This is a genomic window from Asticcacaulis sp. P4_H10 (genome assembly GCF_056400965.1).
In genome coordinates this window covers 334,059-349,812 of sequence record NZ_JBFUKH010000003.1, presented here as the reverse complement: position 1 = coordinate 349,812, position 15,754 = coordinate 334,059, and the positions used below count along the sequence as shown (strand labels likewise).

At 62.6% G+C, this 15,754-nt stretch carries 13 protein-coding genes; 12 read left to right on the top strand and 1 reads right to left on the bottom strand.

What is annotated here, in order from left to right; genetic code table 11:
* Positions 1 to 123: 123 nt before the first annotated feature.
* Positions 124 to 2,988: a beta-galactosidase GalA gene (gene galA, locus AC1DON_RS07885; protein ID WP_476934230.1), complete on the bottom strand. Its 2,865-nt coding sequence runs from the start codon at positions 2,986 to 2,988 to the stop codon at positions 124 to 126.
* Positions 2,989 to 3,544: 556 nt separating this feature from the next.
* Between galA and AC1DON_RS07880 the strand changes: the two genes are divergently transcribed.
* The 12 genes from AC1DON_RS07880 to AC1DON_RS07825 all read left to right on the top strand — a co-directional run bounded on the left by AC1DON_RS07880 (position 3,545) and on the right by AC1DON_RS07825 (position 15,698).
* The gene (locus tag AC1DON_RS07880) at positions 3,545 to 4,399 is read left to right on the top strand and encodes an STAS domain-containing protein (RefSeq protein ID WP_476934229.1); all 855 of its coding nucleotides are present in this window, start codon (positions 3,545 to 3,547) and stop codon (positions 4,397 to 4,399) included.
* 2 nt (positions 4,400 to 4,401) lie between these two features.
* Complete coding sequence (locus AC1DON_RS07875) at positions 4,402 to 4,794, top strand: STAS domain-containing protein (RefSeq protein WP_476934228.1); 393 nt, start codon at positions 4,402 to 4,404, stop codon at positions 4,792 to 4,794.
* Positions 4,775 to 5,179: an anti-sigma regulatory factor gene (locus AC1DON_RS07870; protein WP_476934227.1), complete on the top strand. Its 405-nt coding sequence runs from the start codon at positions 4,775 to 4,777 to the stop codon at positions 5,177 to 5,179. Before AC1DON_RS07875 ends, AC1DON_RS07870 begins: the two co-directional genes overlap by 20 nt.
* Positions 5,170 to 6,174: an ATP-binding SpoIIE family protein phosphatase gene (locus AC1DON_RS07865; RefSeq protein ID WP_476934226.1), complete on the top strand. Its 1,005-nt coding sequence runs from the start codon at positions 5,170 to 5,172 to the stop codon at positions 6,172 to 6,174. Before AC1DON_RS07870 ends, AC1DON_RS07865 begins: the two co-directional genes overlap by 10 nt.
* A gap of 4 nt (positions 6,175 to 6,178) precedes the next feature.
* Complete coding sequence (locus tag AC1DON_RS07860; protein WP_476934225.1) at positions 6,179 to 7,966, top strand: ATP-binding protein; 1,788 nt, start codon at positions 6,179 to 6,181, stop codon at positions 7,964 to 7,966.
* Complete coding sequence (locus AC1DON_RS07855; RefSeq protein ID WP_476934224.1) at positions 7,959 to 9,512, top strand: response regulator; 1,554 nt, start codon at positions 7,959 to 7,961, stop codon at positions 9,510 to 9,512. Before AC1DON_RS07860 ends, AC1DON_RS07855 begins: the two co-directional genes overlap by 8 nt.
* A 178-nt stretch (positions 9,513 to 9,690) precedes the next feature.
* The gene (locus AC1DON_RS07850; RefSeq protein ID WP_476934223.1) at positions 9,691 to 10,005 is read left to right on the top strand and encodes a hypothetical protein; all 315 of its coding nucleotides are present in this window, start codon (positions 9,691 to 9,693) and stop codon (positions 10,003 to 10,005) included.
* 46 nt (positions 10,006 to 10,051) lie between these two features.
* Positions 10,052 to 10,240, top strand: a complete 189-nt coding sequence (locus AC1DON_RS07845; protein WP_476934222.1) for a hypothetical protein — start codon at positions 10,052 to 10,054, stop codon at positions 10,238 to 10,240.
* 324 nt (positions 10,241 to 10,564) lie between these two features.
* Complete coding sequence (locus tag AC1DON_RS07840; RefSeq protein WP_476934221.1) at positions 10,565 to 11,839, top strand: hypothetical protein; 1,275 nt, start codon at positions 10,565 to 10,567, stop codon at positions 11,837 to 11,839.
* A 9-nt stretch (positions 11,840 to 11,848) separates the two neighbouring features.
* Positions 11,849 to 14,233, top strand: a complete 2,385-nt coding sequence (locus AC1DON_RS07835; protein ID WP_476934220.1) for a CHAT domain-containing protein — start codon at positions 11,849 to 11,851, stop codon at positions 14,231 to 14,233.
* Between the two features lie 73 nt (positions 14,234 to 14,306).
* The gene (locus AC1DON_RS07830) at positions 14,307 to 14,981 is read left to right on the top strand and encodes an OmpA family protein (protein ID WP_476934219.1); all 675 of its coding nucleotides are present in this window, start codon (positions 14,307 to 14,309) and stop codon (positions 14,979 to 14,981) included.
* Positions 14,982 to 15,074: 93 nt separating this feature from the next.
* Complete coding sequence (locus tag AC1DON_RS07825; protein WP_476934218.1) at positions 15,075 to 15,698, top strand: hypothetical protein; 624 nt, start codon at positions 15,075 to 15,077, stop codon at positions 15,696 to 15,698.
* The last annotated feature ends 56 nt before the right edge of the window (positions 15,699 to 15,754 follow it).

The following is a 15,754-nucleotide window of genomic DNA, read 5'->3' as shown; positions in this document are numbered from 1 at the left end:
GGGGCGACAGGGATTTGCGCGTCCGGCTCTGGGCGACAGCAGACCCATTTCCCCCGGACGCCCGCCGGAAGCTACACCTATAGAACCGGTGATCCAGGGTCCGTACTCAATCAGGTTTGGACCCTAGACTCGTATGCGGACGATGTCGCCAAAACCGTAGGGCTGTCCGGCGCTGGCGCGGAATTGTATGCTCAGGCGGACCTTGTTTTTGCCAGCGGGTAAGGGCGCGCTGAGGCTTCCTTCGCCCGAGGTCGTCTTTTCCGCCGCTTTCAGGCCGTCGATATAGAGAATGCACGGGCCGACCAGCTTGAGACATTCGACGACGCCGCCGTTCTTGCGGACCTTAGCGAAGGGCTCGACCTCGACGGCGCAAAGGACATAGAGGTCCTTGTCCGGCGCACGGAAAGGCACGCCCGCCCGGAACCAGCCCCACGAGTTCATGTCGTTATTGGCAGGGCGCAGATTGGGATCGATCGGTGTCGTCTGTTCGGGCGCACGGCGCCAGTTTTCGGTAATCTGCGCGCTGCCCGAAACGGCCTGGTAGGGCCAGGGCTCGGCCTTGCGGACGTCGACCGAAACCGTTGCGGGTTTCAGGCCGTCCGCCATCGCGGTGACCTTCAGCTTGCCGGAGCCGCCTTCGCGCGTCTGGACGATGACCTGCGCCAGGCCATTGAACAGGGCGCGGGTATTGCCCTTTTCGCTGGAGGTATCGTTGGGATTGCCGTTGCCGAGGCCGATGATGTCGCCGCCTTCAACCTTGAAGGTGATCTGGTTCTGCGCGATGGGCACGGGCCGTCCCTTGGCATCCAGGGCCTCGACCTTGAACGGCTGGGCATCCAGCCCGTCGCCAGCCATGGTGGTGCGATACGGCGTCAGGCGCAGGCTGACCGCCGCGCCGGTCGTTTCGACCTCGAACTTTTTGATCGGCTTGCCGCCGCGATAGCCGACGGCCATCAGCTTTCCGGGCGCATAGGCCGCCGTCCAGCGGTTCATCTCATAGATGTCGCCCTTTTGCCGCCCCAGCGACTTTTCGTTCAGGAAGACCTCGACCTCGTCCATATTGTGGAAGGCCATGATCCGGATCTCCTGGCCTTCGCGGCCGGCCCAGTTCCAGTGCGGCGCCAGGTAGAGAACCGGCTCCCTGGTCCACTGTGCCTTGTGCAGCCAGAAGGCGGTCTTTTCGAAACCGCACAGGTCCATGATGCCGAAAAAGGACGAGTTTGACGGCCATTGGTACGGCGTCGACTCGCCGTGATAGTCGAAGCCTGTCCAGACGAAGGCGCCGGCAACGAAGTCACGCTCGGCGATGGCCTTCCAGCCGGCGCGGTGCGTCGTGCCCCAATAAGCGGCATCGTCGTCATAGGAGGCGACCAGGTTCTTGTCTTTTACGGTCGTGTACTCGCCACGAAGCATGAAGGCGGAGGCATCCTCCGACGATGTCATCGGCACATCGGGGTGCGCCTTGTGAAACGCGTCATAGGATTGGTATTGATAGTTGAGCCCGACGACATCGACAGCATGAGACACGTTCAGAGGCGTGAACAGGCCATCGTTCATGGCGGCGGTGACCGGGCGCGTCGTGTCGAGCGTCTTGACCAGGGCGCTCATGCGCCGGACCATTTCATAACCCTGCTCGGTACCCTGGATCGGTTCCTCGTTGAACACCGACCACAGGATGATGGACGGATGGTTGCGGTCGCGCCTGACCAGCCATTCCAGCTCCGCCATGTGGATCGGCGAGGCATTGAAGACCCGGTTCTCATCCATGAGCAGGAAGCCCATGCGGTCGCACAGTTCGTAAAACGCCTTGTCCTGGGCATTGTGTGAGCAGCGTATGGCGTTGCAGCCGAGGTCCTTCAGGCGTTGCAAGCGGTACTGCACCACGCCGTAAGGCACAGCCACGCCGACCCCGGCATGGTCCTGGTGGATGCATACGCCCTTGAGTTTGACGGGCTGGTCGTTGAGGAAGAAGCCCTTGTCGGCATCGAAGCGCTGGGTGCGGAAGCCGGCAGGCGTCGTCACCTCATCCAACAATTTGCCGCCACTGAAGACCTGGGTTTTGACGCTGTACAGGTTGGGCGTCTCGATGCTCCACAGGTCAGGATTGCTGACCGCGAGACTGCCCGTGGCGACAGCGTTCTTAAGCGCTTCGACCTGGGCGGTAAAACGGGTATCGGCAACCGGCTTGCCCTCGGCATCGTGCAGGGTTGAAACGACCTCGACCGCCTGCGCCGCCTTGCCCGAATTGTTCAGCGTCACTTCAACGGGAATGCGCCATTGCGCGCCGTCTTTTACCGGGTGGGCATAGACGCCGTCGGTGATGATGTGGACGGGACTGCGTTTGACGATCCAGGTGTTGCGATAGATGCCGGCGCCTTCGTACCACCAGCCCTGCATGGTGTCGGCATCGACGCGGATCACCAGCGAGTTGAGCGCCTGGCCGTAGGAAACGTAGGGCGTAATGTCGACATAGATCGAATTATAGCCCGACCAGTTGCGGTTGACGATCGAGCCGTTCAGCCAGACCGTCGCGTGTGTCGAAATACCGTCCAGTTGCAGTTCGATATGCTTGCCGCGATCGCTTTCCTCGAACTTCAGCAGGTTGCGATACCAGGCGATGCCGCGTTTTCGATAACCCTGCGCCAGGTTTGCATCCTTGTCTGGCAACTGAAAGCTGGCGAAATCGTGCGGCAGGTTGACGGTCTGCCATTCGCTGTCGTCATAGGTCGTCGCGGCAGCGCCCCAGGCGGCGCCCGCCTTGGCATTGCTGTATGACGGTTCATGGCCCATGATTTTCGGAAACGGCACGTCGCCTTCCAGAAAACGCCAGCCTTTGTTCAGGGACAGGACTTCGCGGACACCGGCGTCGGCTGCGGGCCCATAGGCTACCGGCGCGGGTTTATCTGCGGCGATCGCAAAGGCAGGCAGTACGGAAGCGCCCAGCCCGACAGCGGTCGCGGAGGTGAGAAGCGAACGGCGGTTGATCATGTCCAGTCCCTGATATTATCTTTTGCCACACAATTACAGAGCCGAAGACCGGCTGTCCATTACCGGAACGAAAAATTTCTTATGTGAAAAATACTGCCATATATGGCAACATAGGTCCGATGGTGATCGGCAAACCCATATTGAAAGCCGTCGAACAACAGCGGTTCCACTTGTGCGCTAAGGACAGGCGTCGTTGCGATTGTCGCTTGCCTGGGGTCTGGGGTCTGAGGACCAGATGTCCGGTAATCAGCTTGCCATGGAGCCACACCATCGCCGATGCCATCGACTCCGGGCCGACCGATAACAGATCAGGCTTACCGCCCCATATGCGTCGAGCCTCGAAAACTCTGCACCTGTCGCCCTGCAGCGGTCACGACGCACAAAATAAGAAACCGATACGGTCTTATGCAAACGTTTCTGTGTGCGCTTGACCGCACAAGCAAAAAAATGGCTACTCGCCCTCGCGCCACGGTGGGCGAAGCGGAACGACTGGTCTTGATTCGAGACCGGCAGGATCCGCCTAGGAAATGTAATGATAGGCGGCGAGGCTGGCAGAATGGCCCTTTACCAGGCGATTAACGACAATACCAAAACACTGCTCGAAGAGTGGATAAAGACACAAACCAGCGCAACCAGCCGTCAGGGCAGCATCAAGGAAGCCGATCTGCGCACGCAGTGCGAGACCTTCCTGCGCCTGTTCACCACGGCCATCCGCGACGACAACACGTCTGACCTGCGCGGCGCCGACTGGGACGCCATCATGCGCTTCCTGGCCGAAATGTCGAACCAGCGCGCGCAAGCGGGCTTTTCGCCGTCGGAAACCGCCACCTTTGTTTTTTCGTTCAAGAAGCCTTTGTTCACGGCATTGGGCCAGGCCCACGCCGCCGACGCCGCAACCCTGGCGGCTGCCGTCTGGGAAGCGACCGAAATCCTAGACAAGCTGGGCCTCTACACCATGGACGTCTACCTGAAGACGCGCGAAGCGGTCATCCAGCGTCAGCAGGAAGACATGCTGGAACTGTCGACACCGGTCGTCAGCCTGGCCGAGGGCATCCTGGCCCTCCCCGTCATCGGCACGCTCGATTCCGCACGCACGCAGGTGGTCATGGAATCGCTGCTGCAGCGCATCGTCGAAACCGGCTCGACCGTCGCCATCATCGACATCACCGGCGTTCCGACCGTCGATACCCTGGTCGCCCAGCACCTGCTGAAGACGATAACCGCCGCCCGCCTGATGGGCGCCGACTGCCTGATCAGCGGCATCCGTCCACAGATCGCCCAGACCATCGTCCACCTCGGCGTAGAACTGGGTAATGTCACGACCAAGGCAACCCTGGCCGCGGCGTTTGCCGTGGCCCTTGAACGCAAGGGCCTGACGATTACCCGCACCAAGGCAGCAAGCGTAGCTTAAACATGGAACGCATCCCAATTCTGCGCATGGGTGACTTTCTGCTGGTCACCATCCAGGTCGACATGCACGACCGCCTGGCCATGACGCTCCAGGACGACCTGACCAACCGCATCGCCCAGACCGGCGCCACCGGCGTTTTGATCGACATCTCCGCGCTGGAAATCGTCGACAGCTTCATCGGCCGGATGATCGCCAATATCTCGGCCATGTCGCGCGTCCTCGACGCCCAGACCGTCGTTGTCGGCATGCAGCCGGCCGTGGCGATCACACTGGTGGAGCTGGGCTTGACCCTGCCAGGTGTGAAGACGGCGCTGGACGTCGAAAAGGGCATGCATCTGCTTCGCGGAGTCACGAGGGCTCCGGAGAGCTATGGCGATGATCGTCAAGACATCTGAGACCCTGCCGATCCGCAGTGAATCCGACGTCGTGGCCGTGCGCCAGCGCGCGCGTGTGGTTGCGACCGACGCGGGCCTCGGACTCGTCGACGTGACCAAGCTGGTCACCGCCACCAGTGAGCTGGCGCGCAACGCCTTGATCTATGGCGGCGGCGGCACGGCACTCATTGAATCCTTACAGAACGACATGCGTAAAGGCGTGCGTCTGACCTTCGAAGATCACGGTCCGGGAATACCGGATGTAGCACAGGCGATGACGGACGGCTGGACGTCGGGGAGCGGTATGGGTTTGGGACTAAGCGGCGCCAAGCGCCTTAGCAACGAATTTGAAATTCACACCGCACCGGGGCAAGGCACGCGCGTCATGATCGCGCGATGGAAGTAGACCTGCGCCGCCAGTCACTGGCTATCCCGATCAAGGAACTGCACGATGTCGGCGACGCCCGCCGACAGGTGATGAACGCCGCCAAGGCGCTGGGGTTCAATGAAACCCTGCATGGTCGCGCCGGTATCATCGCAACCGAACTGGGCGGGAATCTGGTCAAACACGCCGGCGGCGGCACCCTGGTGGTGCGCGTCATCGGCGCGGACGATGCGCCGGGCCTGGAGATCATGTCGATCGACGACGGGCCAGGCATGGACGTGTATAAATGCCTGGAAGACGGCTATTCGACCGCTGGCAGTCCCGGCACTGGATTAGGCGCCGTCAAGCGCCTGGCCGGCAGCCTCGATATCTATTCGTATACAGGTAAGGGGTCAGTCATTGTCTCAGAGCTGTGGCAAGGCGCACGGCCGCAATCCTCATATGACGTCGGCGCGGTCTGCCTGCCGGTCGCGGGCGAGCATACCTGCGGCGACAGCTGGGCGGTAAAGGCCTGGCCGAGCGGGCTCGATATCGTCGTCAGCGACGGCCTGGGCCACGGCCCGATCGCCGCTGAAGCCTCTTATGCCGTGCTCGATATTTTCCACCGGCGCGGTGAACTGCCGCCCGGACCGATGCTCGACGCGATGCACGCGGGCGCCAAGGGGACACGCGGCGCGGCGGTCCTGGCCTGCCGGCTCGATGCGTCGGCCAATGCGCTGTCCTGTGCCGGCATCGGCAATATAGGCGGATACGTCATGGCGTTCCCAAAGCCGCGCGGCATCGTGTCGATGAACGGCATTGTCGGCCATCAGATCCACAAGGTGAAGGAATTCAGCTATGATTGCGGCGGCGATGACCTGATCATCCTGCATTCCGACGGGCTGACGACAAGCTGGAAGCTCGACGACTTCCCGGGCCTGACGTCACGATCGGCGGCCGTCATCGCGGGCGTCATGTACAAGGCCTTCAAACGCGGCCGCGACGACGCCACGGTTGTGGTCGTACGGAGGCGATAGGGTTATGAGCGTATCGCTGCTGAAAGTCGAAATCCGCTACGAACAGGACCTGATCCTGGCGCGCCGCCGCGCCCGCCAGATCGCCCAGCACCTGGGTTTTGCGTCGCAGGACCAGGTCAGGATCGCCACCGCCCTGTCGGAGCTGGTGCGCAACGTCTTCCAGTATACCCCCGGGGGCCGCGTCGAATTCGCCGTCGAAACCACCCCACCCCAGGCCATGGTGATGCGTGTGTCGGACCGCGGCCAGGGTATCAATAATCTCGATGACATCCTGTCCGGCCGCTACGTTTCCAAGACCGGCATGGGCGTTGGCCTTGCCGGCGCGCGCCGGCTGGTCGACCGCTTCGACATCGAAACCGGCGCGCAAGGCACCACGATCGTGCTCGGCTGCGACCTGCCGAAAGGCAGGCCGGTCAATGCCCGCGATATCAGCGCCAGCGTTTCCGAGGCCCTGGCTTCCGAAACGCCGCAGAACCCGTTCGAGGAGATGCAGCGCCAGAACCAGGAACTGCTGGCCGCGCTCGACGAGGTCCAGCGCCAGCAGGTCGCCTTGAGCCAGCTCAACCTCGAACTGGAGGCGACCAACCGCGGCGTCGTTGCCCTGTCGAGCGAACTTGAACAGCGCGCCGACTACCAGAAGCGCGCCTCTGAGCTTAAGACCGAATTCCTGTCGACCATCACCCACGAACTGCGCACGCCACTCAACTCGATCATCAGCATTTCGGGCATTCTCATCGACCGCCTGGACGGCGAACTGACCGACGAACAGGAAAAGCAGATCGTCTTTATCCGCAACAGCGCGCGCGAGCTGTCCGGCATGGTCAATGACGTGCTCGACCTCGCCAAGGTCGAGGCCGGCAAGGTCGTCATCCGGCCGCGCCAGTTCGAGATTTCCGAGATGTTCCGCGTGCTGCGCGGCATGCTGAGGCCCCTGCTCCAGGCTGACCACGCCGTCGAACTGAGCTTTGCCGACTGGACCGACCACGCGCCCTTGATCAGCGACGAAGGCAAGGTGTCGCAGATCCTGCGCAACTTCATTTCGAACGCGCTGAAATACACGACGAAAGGCCGCATTGAGGTGTCGGCCCGCGCGATCGACGCCGACTGGTTCGAATTCGCCGTCACCGACACCGGCATCGGCATCGCGTCGGAAGACCAGGGCCGCATCTTCGACGACTTCACCCAGGTCGAAGGCGACCACCAGATGCGCATCCAGGGCACGGGTCTCGGCCTGCCCCTGTCGCGCCGCCTGGCGGAAATGCTGGGTGGCCAGGTTGTCGTCAAGAGCACGCTGGGCGAAGGGTCCACCTTCGCCCTCATCCTGCCCAGCCGCTATCAGGGTCCCGAAGAGGTCGAATATCGCGCGCCCCAAACCGAGATGACCGGCGTGCGCCACGACCGCATCCTGTTGATCGACGATCACACCCCCGATCGTTACATCCTGCGCAAGGCCATCGAGCGCCACAGCGACGCCATCATCGAAGCTTTCGATGGCGCCAGCGGCCTGAGCGCGGCCTTGGCGTCGCAACCGGTCGCCATCTTCCTCGACCTCGGCCTGCCGGACATCGCGGGCGAGGACGTGCTGAAAGAACTTAAACGCCTGCCGGAAACGCGCGACATCCCCGTCATCGTCAACAGCAGCAAGGCCCTCACCGAAGCCGAAACCTCGGCGTTGCTTACCGACGCCTCTGCTGTCCTGTCCAAAGCGCTGTCGCACCCCGAGCGCCTGCGCTGCATAGCCGAAATTTTCCGCCAGATCGAAACGACAAAGAAGACGCCTGCCAATGTCTGAAACGATCCTGATCATCGACGACACCGAAACCAATCGGTACGCCTTTTCGCGGCTGCTGAAAAAGGCCGGCTACGAGACGCTGCAGGCAAAGACCCTGGGCGAAGGCCAGGCCTTGCTGGACGATCATGCCACCCCTGTCGACCTCGTCATCCTTGACGTCAACCTGCCGGACGGCACGGGCTTCGACATGTGCCTCAGAATCAAGGGGCACGCCGAACACAAATCCACACCTGTGCTGATGACCTCGGCCCTGTTCATCGAAGGCCGCGACCGGGCGCAGGGGCTGGAATGCGGCGCCGACGGCTATCTGACGACGCCGATCGACGGACTGGAATTGGTGGCGACCGTACGCTCACTGTTACGCGTGCGCGACGCCGAGCGGCAGTTGAAAGAGGCGCTGGAAAAGGCCGAACAGGCCAATAACGCCAAGAGCGAATTCCTGGCCAATATGAGCCATGAGATCCGCACGCCGATGAACGCTATTGTCGGCCTGGCGCACCTGCTGGGGCGCACAAAGCTGGACCCGCAACAGAACAGGTTCGTCTCGACCCTGCAACAAAGCGCCGACAGTCTGCTGGCCCTGGTCAACGACCTGCTCGACATCTCCAAGATCGAGGATAACCGCATCGAGTTGGAAGATGTTGTCTTTTCGCCTGGCGAGGTCGTGATGCGCGCCGTCAAGATGCTGAGCCAGCAGGCTTCGGACAAGGGCATCTATCTCGATTTCGCCCCTGAACCCGCCCCCGGTCTGTTCAATGGCGACCCCCAGCGCCTCTATCAGATCCTGCTCAACCTGGTCAGCAATGCGGTCAAGTTTACTGACACGGGCGGCGTCACGATCGCGGTCACACATGCGGCTGAGGCAGATGGGCTGACGCAACTTTCCTTTGTGGTCACTGATACCGGCATCGGCATCTCGGAAGACAATTTTGGCCAGATTTTCGAGAAATTTGTCCAGGCGGACAGCACGACGACCCGCCGCTTCGGAGGCACGGGGCTGGGCCTGCCAATCGCCCAGAGCCTGGCACAGCGCATGGGGGGTGCCGTCACGGTTTCAAGCTCGGTCGGCGAAGGCTCGACCTTCACCCTGTCCTTGCCCTTCGCGCTCGCAAGCGCTGATGGCGACCCCTTGGAGGCTATATCGGAGAAATCGGTCAATACCCAGCGCCACGGCAGGGTGTTGCTGGTCGAAGACAATGCCGCCAATATTCTGGTGGCAACCACCCTGCTCGACAATCTCGGCTATCAGTCACTGACCGCCGCCAACGGCATCGACGCACTGGCGCTGATACAGGGAGGCGGATTCGACCTGGTGCTGATGGACATCCAGATGGAAGGCATTGACGGGTTCGAAACGACGGCGCGCTTCCGCAAGTGGGAGAAGGCGCAAGGCGAAGGTCGGCTGCCTATCATCGCCATGACTGCCTTCAGTATGCAGGGCGACCGTGAAAGATGTCTGCGCGCTGGTATGGACGACTATTTGTCCAAGCCAATCGATTTTGCGGCATTTGAGGGACTATTGAATAAGTACCTGCCGAATTCCTGACAGTCTCTCAACGCTCCCGCCGGGAAAATCATCCCGGGAGGAACGACGCTTGGCGAGCTCCGCTTTTGCCGGTGGACGACCAACCATGACTGACGTTGTCACATTTCCGCTTCTGGCGCTTTCAGTCCGGGTGACGCGATCGATTGCCAGCGATGACGGTTCGCTATAAGATCGCGCAATGCTCCCGCGTCTGCTCAAAGCCGTTTCGATGATCGCAGGCCTGATGGCGCTGCTGCTTTGCATGGCCGCGCCGGCTGTGGCGGGGCCTGACGCGCATCATATGCCCCAGGTCTCCGCGTCGATGCCGGACATGCCGTGCTGTCCCGAGAAGGCTCCGGCGGCTGCCAAGGCGTGCGGCCAGCAATGTCCGCTGCTGGCCGAGGCCGATTTCCGTTTCGAATATGCCGCCCGCGCATTGCCGCTAAGCTTCGCGCTCAGGCAAGATGCGTTCGCCGGGCTTTCCTATCCCCCGCAGGCGCCCCCGCCGCGCTGACACTCCCCAGGATCGAAAACCTCAATCATCTTATGGAGTTATACACATGAAATCTATCATCATCGTCTCGGCACTTGCCCTGTTCGCCGCCGGCGGCGCCTATGCCGCCGCACCGGAAGCGGTCAAGGATGCCGTCAAGTCCTGCTGCGAAGCTATGGAAAAGTGCTGCTGCTGCGACAAGGACAAGGCCGCCGGCAAGACGGACGGTCACGAAGGCCACGCCGGCCACGACTAGGCCGGTTTGAAGTGTGAAGGAAATGCCCGCGCCTCGAAAAGGCGCGGGCATTTTCATGCCGGTCGAAGGCGTGGCGACGAGGGTCTACGCAGGCGCTGCGTACACGCCTGAAGTCAATACCCCCGCCGTACCGGTGCGCCAGGCGGCCCGGAAAGAACGCGCCTTGACATCCCCTGAGTCGCGGGCATAACGTCGTAATCAGGGAATTTTGGCAGGGGACAGTGTCCGTATCTGGGGTAGAATTTGCCCCGCCTGACGCGCCGGCGCTTGACCGGCACGCCCAATGCAATCGCTTTAATTCGTTGTTATTTCAGGAATTTATTCATGAGAAGTTTCATTCGCGCTGCCTGCGGCTCGGCGATCCTATTTGTCGCATTCACCGGCGGGGCGCACGCCCAGGACCTGTACCAGGTTAATTATGGCTACATCGATACGCCCGACGCCTCCCGCAAGACGGTGAGCTTCACCAAGTTCGAGGACCTGGCGGACCTGGCCGAGGGCGAGACTGGCTTCGACGGCTTCGATTACAGCGTCAAACCCGTCCTCACCTATTTCGATTTCCGCGGCGCGACGGGCACCTTCACCTTCGATGAAACGCAAGCTGGCCAGGGCACGCTGGGTGTCAATTTTCCGGGACTGGGCCTCAGCGGACTAAGCTTCACCGGCGTTGACATCGACGACGCGGCCGACAAGTTTCTCGACTACGTCAAGGCCAACGGGTTGAGCTTCGAAAGCCGCCTGGGCCAGTACGCCGCCGGCAATACCGCCGTCGATCCGGTGGCCGGCAACCCGGCCAGCCTGCTGTCGCAGATGGTCAGCATCGACGGTGATACGGCCACCAATATGGGCGGGTTCGGCGACGACGGCGGTGAAGGCGACGGCAGCGCCGCCTCCATCCTGCCGCCGATGACCTCGTTTTCGCCCAGCATCGGCCGTTTCGACACGGGCCGGTATGACGTGACCCGCGTCACCGTGCCGCTCGACACCATCCGCCCCCTCACCTCCGGCGGCATCGCCCTGGGCGTCAGCGGCGTCTTTGCCTATACCGACGCTGCCGGATCGAAGTCCTACCTGGCCAACGGCGGCATCTCGCTGAAGGTGCCGGTGGTCAAGGGACGCCAGGTGAACTGGAGCGTCATCCCCTCGGTCCGTATCGGCGCCACGCTCAGCCCGGACATGAGCAGCGCCGCCATCCTCACCTCGACGGCGGTGTCGAGCGTCCTCAGCTGGCGCAAGAACAGCTTCAAGGCGACGTGGACGGCCAGCGTGGCATCGCTCAAGTCGAATGCCATCGAGGTCGATGACTTCAAGCTCGACTACGACATCGACGTCAAATCATTCCGCAACGGCTTCCGCTTCGAGAACGACCTGCCGATGAACATGTTCGGCCGCAAGGCGACAATCGAGGTCGACCTGGTCAGCAACAAGCTGGACGGCGACAACCTCTACATCAAGACCTACAACGAATATTCGGTCTCTGTCGGCACGCGGCGCATCCAGAAGGGGCTGCAGACCAATTCGGTGCGCTTTGGCCTGACGCTCATCGACGGCGAGAAGGACTACAAGGGCGCCCTGCTCAACTTCGGCTACAACTTTTAGCAGGCCGTCATGAAGCCCTTCGCCCCTTTTATTGCCCTGACGGTCGCGGCCGGCGTGGTCCTTACGGGCTGCGCCGCCGCCCCCATCATCGACCACAGCCTGGCCCAGGCCAAGGTCAAGGCGGCCGGCTTCACCGACGAAGACATCGCGCAGATCGAGGGCGGGCAATATACGCCGCTCATCGTCCGGCTGAAGGCGAAGGGTTACCCCAACCTGACGCCCATCCAGCTGAAATTCCTGTGCAATAGCCTGATCCGCGCCGATGTCGGCGAAGAGGCTGAGCTGTGTCTCGACCAGGCGGTCAAGGCGGGCGCGATGACGGCGGAAACGGTGCGCGAAAAGCGTGCCCTGATCCTGCTGCAACGCGGCGAGTACGAACTGGCCGAAAGCCTGTCGGCGGGCGTTAAAACCCGTTCGGCGCAATATATCCACGCCCTGGCCGCCGTGGCGATCGAGGACTCGAATGGCGTCGCCAGCGGCCCCGGACGCGCCGAGGCGCTGAAGCTGGCCAAGCAATGGCAGAGCGACCCTGAGCCGACCTGGGCCTATCTTTCGGCTAACCTGTTTATCGCCGCCAAGGATTACCGTGCCGCCGAGGACATGCTTTTTCATTCCGAAGCGCTGCTGTCCGAGCGCTACAGCCTCGTCCCCAAAAAGACGATGGGCATGAAGGCCGAGGTCGAGCCCTTCCGGCTGGATCCGTTCGATGAATTCCGCTTCGGCGTCACCGAAATCTCGGTCATCGCGCCAGGCGCTAATGCGCTGGTCGACATTTCGATCGCCAAGGTCCTGATCGCCAAACAGGACTATGCCGGGGCCGAAAAGCACCTGGCGGCCGTGTCGTCCGCGCCGGACACCGCCAATCAGCTGAACCTGAGCTGGATGGTCTACGCCCTGTTGGGCGACACCAAGGCGAAGCAGGGCCGCACCGACGAAGGGCTGGCCTACTACAAAAGGTCCGCCGATGTGATCGAGCGCCTGCGCGGCTCCATCGGTTCCGAAGGCGGGCGCATCGGCTTCCTGCGCGACAAGCAGTATGTCTATCGCGCCGTGGTCGACTATTCGCTGAAGGCCGGGCTGACCGACCAGGCCATCGACTATTCCGAACGCGGCAAGAGCCGGGCCCTGGCCGATCTGGTTAATTCGCGCTCGAAGGTCATTTTCAACAGCCAGCCCCAGGTCGCGACCGTCGTGGCCAGCCTGTCCGAAAACGAAGCCTATGCGCGCATGGCCATGGGCGACGGCAATTCGGCCGAAGTCATCCGCTACCAGGACAGCGCCACGAAGGAAAAGCAGACCCTCCAGGCCCTGTCGCCCAAGGTGTCGGGCCTGATCAGCCCCGCGCCGGTGACGGTCGCCTCGGTCCGCGCCGACCTGAAGCCGAACGAAGCCGTCCTGCTCTATTCGCGCACCAATGACGGCTATGCCCTGTTCTTCGTATCAAAAGCCAGGGTGAAGCAGTACCCGCTCAATTCGACCGCCGTAGAGGCCGGCACGAGCGAATTCATCGACCTGTTCAGCGACATCGGGCAAAAGAACGCCACCGACGACGGCGCGACAATCAAGACCGTGCTGACGCGCGGCGCCGACGTCTCGAGCCGCTTGTACGACAGCCTGATTGCCCCCGCTGCCGCCGATATCAAGGGCATGGACCTGATCATCGTGCCGACCGGCGACCTGTTCTACGTGCCGTTCGGCGGGCTGAAAGGGCCGGATGGCTACCTGATCGAAACCCACGCCGTCGCGGTCATACCCAACCTGACCATCCTGCGGTCGCTGAAAGCCCAGGGCAAGGCCCGCAAGGCGCGCAGCCTGGTGCTGGGGGATCCGACGCTGGCCTTCGCCAATGCGGTTGCCCTGCCGAACGCCAAGGCCGAGGCGACCGACGTCGCGGGCATCCTCAAGACCACGCCGCTGCTCAACGCCGCCGCCTCCGAAGCCAGCTTCAAGCAGCAGGCGCCGGGCACCGACCTGATCCATCTGGCGGCGCACGCCACGTATAACTCCAAGGTGCCGCTCGAATCGGCGGTCCTGCTGGCGGCATCGGGCAGTGAGGACGGGCTGTTGACGGCCGAGGAGCTCTACGGCGTCCAGCTCAACGCCTATCTGGTCGTGCTCAGCGCCTGCGAAACCGCGCGCAGCAAGGTCATGACCGGCGACGAGGTGATGGGGCTGATCCGTGGCTTCATGTTCGCCGGGGCGGACAATATCATCGGCAGCCTGTGGCAGGTCGAGGATACCAGCACGCGCGAACTGATGGGCTATTTCTACCAGGAACTGGCGCGCGGCGCGACACCGGCGGCGGCGCTCAGGGTCGCCCAGCGCAAGATGATCAAGACGAAGAAGTCGAACATGTTCTTCTGGGCGGCGTTCCAGACCTATGGCGGGCTGTAACGCCGGTATTACGAATTGACGGACCACTCGCCCTGGAGGAGAATGGCCGAAACATTACTTGCGGGGTCGAACCATGTCCAAAGCCTATGTGACCGCCAGCTTGCTGACGGTATTGCTTGTCGCCAACAGCGCCGCCCTGGCCCAGACACCTGCCGACAAACCCGGCAAGACGACCACCCAGGACGTCATCTGCGCCATGACGGACACCTGCGCAAGCGACAGCGCGCCGGCGGAACCTGACGCCACGGCGGCTGGCGAAGACGGCGAGATCAAGCTGCGCATGTTCTCGCTCCAGGACCAGTCCAAGGCCCAGAAGACGTCCGCTCCCGCCCCGCAGCTGACCGCAAAGCCCCAAGCCAAAACAAGCACGCCTGCAGTCGTCAAGGCCAAGCCCCGCCCTGCCGGCGCCAAGCGCGCCATCGCCATCAAGGTCAACTTCGACAAGGGATCGGCGGTCATCCCGCAGGAGTCCTTCGAAGAGCTGAACACCTTTGCCACGGCGATGAAGTCGCCCGAGCTTCAGGACAAGACCTTCTGGGTCGATGGCCACACCGACATGTCCGGCGCCCGCAAGACCAATAAGCAGCTGTCGCAAAAGCGTGCGCAGGCGGTGGTCGAGCACCTGGTCTCGGCCGGGGTAACGCCCGACCGCCTCAAGTCACGCGGCTTTGGCCCGGATCAGCCGCTGACCGGCGTGTCGCGCTACGCGGCGCAGAACCGCCGCGTCGAACTGGTGCTGGCGAAATAGCCGGCGGCGCCTCCGCTTCAACGGCAAATTACCGAACAGTAACTTGCCCGGGCGGCAGTCATATGGCGAGATGACGGCCAACGGAGGGGAAACATGCAGGACCATCAGGCCGTCCGCCGGACGCGAGACACGGGCGGCGCCATTGCGGCAATCGCCGGGACGATATGCGTCATCGGCTCCGTGGTGGTCGGCATCCAGCTCATGACCGCCATGAGTGCGGGCAGCCTGGTTGACGCCGGTGGGGACCAGAGGCTGGGACAACATGTGCAGCTTCTGACGGCAGCGGAGGCGCTGAAATTGGCCTCGGCCGTAACCGCTGCGTGGGTGGCGGCGTCGCTCGACCGGCGCTTTAATATCATCGCCGGCAAGGCGCAGCCGATAGCCCTTGCTGTCGGCATCCTGTCCGCTGTCCTGCTGGCGGCGTCCGCCGTCACGGGTCTGGCGCCGCTGCATTTTGGCATCGGCGATCCGGAAAAGATCACCCCGCTGGCGCACGGGCTGGGCCTGGCCTCGGTGGCGCTCAATGGCGTCTGGGCCGGATGGGTCGTCCTGTCGGCCTGGCACAATAAGGTATTGCCGCGCTGGCTGTGTTTCGTCGGCGGAGTGCTGGCGCTCGTGTCGCTGACAGTGCTCGCCCTGCCACCGGCCGGACTTCTGATGGCCGCAGCCGGCGTGGTCTGGTCGACCGGTCTGGCGCTTACCTTCCTGCGCAAGTGATTTCATTTGTCTAGGGGGTAGATCGCATCAAAGTCGTCGTGCAGGGCCAAACAGGT

Bases quoted from the DNA above. Each gene is read 5' to 3' on its own strand.
- AC1DON_RS07835 (WP_476934220.1), top strand. From the start codon at position 11,849: ATGAAGCCCTTCGCCCCTTTTATTGCCCTGACGGTCGCGGCCGGCGTG.
- AC1DON_RS07840 (WP_476934221.1), top strand. From the start codon at position 10,565: ATGAGAAGTTTCATTCGCGCTGCCTGCGGCTCGGCGATCCTATTTGTC.
- AC1DON_RS07855 (WP_476934224.1), top strand. From the start codon at position 7,959: ATGTCTGAAACGATCCTGATCATCGACGACACCGAAACCAATCGGTAC.
- galA (WP_476934230.1), bottom strand. From the start codon at position 2,988: ATGATCAACCGCCGTTCGCTTCTCACCTCCGCGACCGCTGTCGGGCTG.
- AC1DON_RS07880 (WP_476934229.1), top strand. From the start codon at position 3,545: ATGGCCCTTTACCAGGCGATTAACGACAATACCAAAACACTGCTCGAA.
- AC1DON_RS07850 (WP_476934223.1), top strand. From the start codon at position 9,691: ATGCTCCCGCGTCTGCTCAAAGCCGTTTCGATGATCGCAGGCCTGATG.
- AC1DON_RS07870 (WP_476934227.1), top strand. From the start codon at position 4,775: ATGATCGTCAAGACATCTGAGACCCTGCCGATCCGCAGTGAATCCGAC.
- AC1DON_RS07845 (WP_476934222.1), top strand. From the start codon at position 10,052: ATGAAATCTATCATCATCGTCTCGGCACTTGCCCTGTTCGCCGCCGGC.
- AC1DON_RS07825 (WP_476934218.1), top strand. From the start codon at position 15,075: ATGCAGGACCATCAGGCCGTCCGCCGGACGCGAGACACGGGCGGCGCC.
- AC1DON_RS07875 (WP_476934228.1), top strand. From the start codon at position 4,402: ATGGAACGCATCCCAATTCTGCGCATGGGTGACTTTCTGCTGGTCACC.
- AC1DON_RS07830 (WP_476934219.1), top strand. From the start codon at position 14,307: ATGTCCAAAGCCTATGTGACCGCCAGCTTGCTGACGGTATTGCTTGTC.
- AC1DON_RS07865 (WP_476934226.1), top strand. From the start codon at position 5,170: ATGGAAGTAGACCTGCGCCGCCAGTCACTGGCTATCCCGATCAAGGAA.
- AC1DON_RS07860 (WP_476934225.1), top strand. From the start codon at position 6,179: ATGAGCGTATCGCTGCTGAAAGTCGAAATCCGCTACGAACAGGACCTG.